This window comes from Pseudoalteromonas sp. SWYJZ98, from assembly GCF_015864495.1.
GTDB lineage: Bacteria > Pseudomonadota > Gammaproteobacteria > Enterobacterales > Alteromonadaceae > Pseudoalteromonas > Pseudoalteromonas distincta.
This window is the reverse complement of record NZ_JADYXA010000074.1, coordinates 1-4008: the sequence shown is the minus strand read 5'-3', so window position 1 is coordinate 4008 and position 4008 is coordinate 1. Positions and strand designations below refer to the sequence as shown.

The 4008-nt window shown below is 41.8% G+C and carries 4 protein-coding genes and 1 pseudogene; 4 read left to right on the top strand and 1 reads right to left on the bottom strand.

What is annotated here, in order from left to right; all coding sequences use genetic code 11:
• The first annotated feature begins 309 nt into the window (after positions 1-309).
• From tnpA to tnpC, 3 genes are all read left to right on the top strand, one after another.
• Complete coding sequence (gene tnpA / locus I6F10_RS19670) at positions 310-606, top strand: IS66 family insertion sequence element accessory protein TnpA (RefSeq protein ID WP_165745042.1); 297 nt, start codon at positions 310-312, stop codon at positions 604-606.
• Complete coding sequence (gene tnpB, locus I6F10_RS19665) at positions 603-956, top strand: IS66 family insertion sequence element accessory protein TnpB (RefSeq protein WP_165745043.1); 354 nt, start codon at positions 603-605, stop codon at positions 954-956. The genes tnpA and tnpB overlap by 4 nt, the downstream gene beginning before the upstream one ends.
• Before the next feature lie 70 nt (positions 957-1026).
• Positions 1027-2550: an IS66 family transposase gene (gene tnpC / locus I6F10_RS19660; protein WP_165745044.1), complete on the top strand. Its 1524-nt coding sequence runs from the start codon at positions 1027-1029 to the stop codon at positions 2548-2550.
• 130 nt (positions 2551-2680) lie between these two features.
• Here the strand turns inward: tnpC and I6F10_RS19655 are convergent, their stop codons facing one another.
• Positions 2681-3208: a sugar O-acetyltransferase gene (locus I6F10_RS19655; RefSeq protein ID WP_197099286.1), complete on the bottom strand. Its 528-nt coding sequence runs from the start codon at positions 3206-3208 to the stop codon at positions 2681-2683.
• Between the two features lie 159 nt (positions 3209-3367).
• On the opposite strand from I6F10_RS19655, the pseudogene I6F10_RS19650 reads away from it, so the two are divergent.
• Positions 3368-3892, top strand: a pseudogene (locus tag I6F10_RS19650) (DeoR/GlpR family DNA-binding transcription regulator); the annotation flags it as partial.
• Positions 3893-4008 lie beyond the last annotated feature (116 nt).

Here is a 4008-nt window from a genome sequence, read left to right as displayed (position 1 = left end):
TTTTTGCTTTCTGGGATTTAGTAAATAGCCAAGAGCCCAAACCGCACTCAGTAGTGAAACAAAACAGCTCGAAGGCGAGACCCATTGAAGGCCGCCCTGACACAAAGAGAGTGTAGCATTTCACTGTGGCTCTCCACCGCCGTGGGCACTACGACATCCTACTGCGTAGCGCACAGACCTCAAATTGTAGAGAACCTGACTAGAAATAGTCGGGCTTTTTGACGTCTGCAGAGTGAGCGTCCGAGCAACGACACCTAGCAGAGTGGATTTAATTAATTGAAAATACCGTCAGTTTCTACTGGAGGTATTATGCAAAAAAGAACCCTTAATGACTGGCAAAAATTGATTGAGCATCAACAAACCAGCGGCTTATCTATTGTCGCATTTTGTAAAGAAAACATGTTACCCACTTCAAACTTTTATAAATATCGGTCTAAGTTACAAGACGCTGCAAAAGCACCTAAATTGGTGAAAGTGCAAAACAAAGCTATTCCCCATAAAGTGAATGCCTCAATCACGTTATCTCATGGTGAAACTCATTTAACTATACCAACCTCATCTGAGCCTACATGGGTGGCTAATTTAATAAAGGCGCTGCAAGCATGAACATGTTTATTGATGTGCCCGACGTGTACCTTTGCAATCAGTTTGTCGACTTCAGAAAATCCATTAATGGCTTAGCGGCCATTGTTGAAAGTGAACTCGAACTGTCAGTGCTATCCGGTGCCGTGTTTGTTTTTTGTAATAAAAGCCGAGATAAGCTGAAGATATTGTATTGGGATAACACAGGCTTTACCCTGTGGTATAAACGCCTCGATAAGCACAAATTTAAATGGCCGAAAAACCTCAGCGCCGACACCCTAAACTTAACCGAGCAACAATTACACTGGTTATTATCTGGGTATGATGTCATAGGGCATCAACAAATCAACATCGAAAACGCTAGCATTATTTAGATCGTCGCGGGATCAATATTAACCATCGCATTAAGCTAGTTTACGGTAAAAAACATTATAAAATAAAAGGATGAATATTGATGTTAACTGCCTTCCAGACGATCCGGCTTTGCTTAAAAAGCTGCTGGTAGAGCACGCTGAAAAATTAGCGCAAGCGACTGCAAGAAACCGCTATCTAGAGGAACAATTCCGCCTAGCGCAACAAAAACAATTTGGTAAAAGTGCCGAAGCCTTTGACGCACAAGGTGAATTGTTTAATGAAGCCGAAGACATCATTGAGCAACCTGATGAGCTTGCTACGCAAGAGATTAGCTACACTCGCAAAACACCAAAGCGCAAACCATTACCCAAAGACTTGCCCCGTGAGCAAGTGATTCATGACATTGCCGAAGAAGACAAGTTGTGTAACTGCTGTGGTAATGAGTTGCATAAAATGGGTGAAGACGTCAGCGAAAAGCTCGACTTCGTCCCCGCAAAGATAAAAGTCATTGAGCATATTCGCCCAAAGTACGCGTGTCGTGAATGTGATAAGTCAGGGTCGAATAACAGTATTAAACAAGCCAAGATGCCAAACATGGCCATCAACAAAGGCATGGCCACGTCCAGTTTGTTAAGTCAAATCATCACCAGCAAATATCAATATGCACTGCCACTGCACAGACAAGAGTCGATGTTCAAGCAATACGGCATTGAGCTTAGCCGTAAAACCATGAGTGACTGGGTACTCGCATCCGCTACCTTGTTTGAACCGCTGATACAACGACTGAAACACGCGTTACTTAAACAGCCTGCGATACATGCCGATGAAACGACGGTCAATGTGGTCAACGCCGACAAAGTAAAAAGTTACATGTGGCTATATTGTACCGGCACGGATTCGCCATCGGCTATAAATAAACACAACCCAATACCAAACATTGTTCTTTACGACTATCAAAACAGTCGGGCAGCTTCCTGTGTGGTTAATTATCTGGATGGCTATTCGGGCTATTTACAGGTTGATGGTTATCAAGCGTATGCACAAACGCAATCAACACTAGTTGGTTGCTGGGCCCATGCACGTCGTAAATTTATAGAAGCAAAACACGTGCAGGGTAAAAACAAGACAGGCAAAGCCGACGTAGTCTTGAGTCTTATTCAAAAACTGTACGGCATTGAATCAAAACTCAACGATAAAACACCAGAACAAAAGCATGAAATAAGGCAAGAGCAAGCGAAACCTATTATCGATAAACTGCATAAATGGCTAGAGCAAAACCAGCCACGTTTAGTCGGGAAAACCAAGTTAGCAGAGGCAGCAACCTATCTCGCTAATCAATGGCATAAACTTATAGTTTACCTTGAAAATGGTCAGCTTAATATCGACAATAACCGCGCCGAGCGTGCTATCAAACCATTTGTTATTGGCCGTAAGAACTGGATGTTTAGCCAAACCTCACGCGGGGCAATAGCAAGCGCTCACCTATACAGCATCATCGAAACTGCAAGATCCAACGGCTTAACGCCATTTGATTACATCATGCATTGCCTCGATGAGCTTTGTCAGCCTGAGCCAGACATAGAACAATTATTGCCTTGGAATATCAATATCTAGGTGATGATCACCGGACATTTACTCTGCAGAAAAGTAAAATATGCGCAGTTAACAGACACTCATACCAACACCCATCACGTAGGTCGGGCTAGCGTAGCGACTCTCGACGAAAAGATAACATCGGTAATAGCTATAATGTTCTTATTTCACGAGCTGGGTTACCCGCTACCACGGTATTAGCCATTACATTTTTAGTTACTACAGATCCTGCACCCACAATACTATTTTCACCAATACTCACACCCGCTAAAATAATAGCGCCTGCGCCAATCCATACGTTATTGCCTAACGCGATAGGGGCTGCAAAGTTTTCCTTATTAAGCCTTTCTGCTGGATTAGTAGCATGTGACACAGCTAAAAGCTGAACGTTCGGGCCTATTAAGCAGTCATCACCTATGGTGATTGAGTGATTGGCTAATGGCGAGTCGAGAAGTGTGCAATTAATATTCATAAAAGTACGATCACCAATAACTATTTGATTGCCGTAATCGCAATGAAAACCTGATTCTAGAATTACACCATCACCCGACTTTAAAAATAACTCTTTGATACGTTTTAAGTTGCCTTTACTTGGGCTCTTATTAAATAAACGGCAGGTTTCACCTACTTGCTTTCGCTGTGCTAAGTATTCTTTACTGATACTGTTAAATGACTGCATTGTATTTATCTTTATCGCTTAATTAGTTATAGCTTACCGTACTTTTAGTTTTATTATTATTAGAATAAAACTGTGTTTTTTTTGCTCGTTCACTTGCCATTTAGGTTGTTTCGTTTAAAATCGCATAACTTTCGAAATGAAACTTAATTCACGAGCTTTATGACTAAACGAAACACACAGCAGCGTCGTCACAATATACTGGTTCAAGTTAATGAATTAGGTGAAGTAGCCGTTGAAAAGTTAGCACAGCAGTTTCAAACATCTGAAGTAACCATTCGCAAAGATTTAACCTCGCTTGAAAAAAGTGGCCTGTTACTGCGCCGTTATGGTGGAGCTATTGCATTACCAAAAGAGATAGTAAGCGATGAGATTGATTCTAAGCGTAAAGTGGCTATAGCTAAAGCAGCAGCCGCACTGATCAAAGATCATAACCGCATTATTATTGATAGCGGGCGCACTACAGCAGCAATGATCCCAGAGCTTGCAAGTAAACAAGGCCTAGTTGTAATGACGAATGCTATTAAAGTTGCTAATCGCTTGCTAGCGCTCGAAAACGAGCCAACATTATTGATGACCGGTGGGACATGGGATCCGCATTCTGAGTCGTTTCAGGGGCAAGTTGCAGAAAGCGTACTATGCTCTTACGACTTTGATCAGCTATTTATTGGTGCCGATGGCATAGATACCATCTCTCATTTTAAGCTTCAAGGTCGTATTTAACTTTCTTGAAGCTTAAACGCTTCTTGGTTTTTTATTACACCAAAACATATATGAATTAGCTTTCGCATATTTGCACACAC

What these genes read in the sequence shown, in the direction of transcription:
- tnpA (WP_165745042.1), top strand. Translation starts at nt 310, where the DNA reads ATGCAAAAAAGAACCCTTAATGACTGGCAAAAATTGATTGAGCATCAA.
- tnpB (WP_165745043.1), top strand. Translation starts at nt 603, where the DNA reads ATGAACATGTTTATTGATGTGCCCGACGTGTACCTTTGCAATCAGTTT.
- tnpC (WP_165745044.1), top strand. Translation starts at nt 1,027, where the DNA reads ATGAATATTGATGTTAACTGCCTTCCAGACGATCCGGCTTTGCTTAAA.
- I6F10_RS19655 (WP_197099286.1), bottom strand. Translation starts at nt 3,208, where the DNA reads ATGCAGTCATTTAACAGTATCAGTAAAGAATACTTAGCACAGCGAAAG.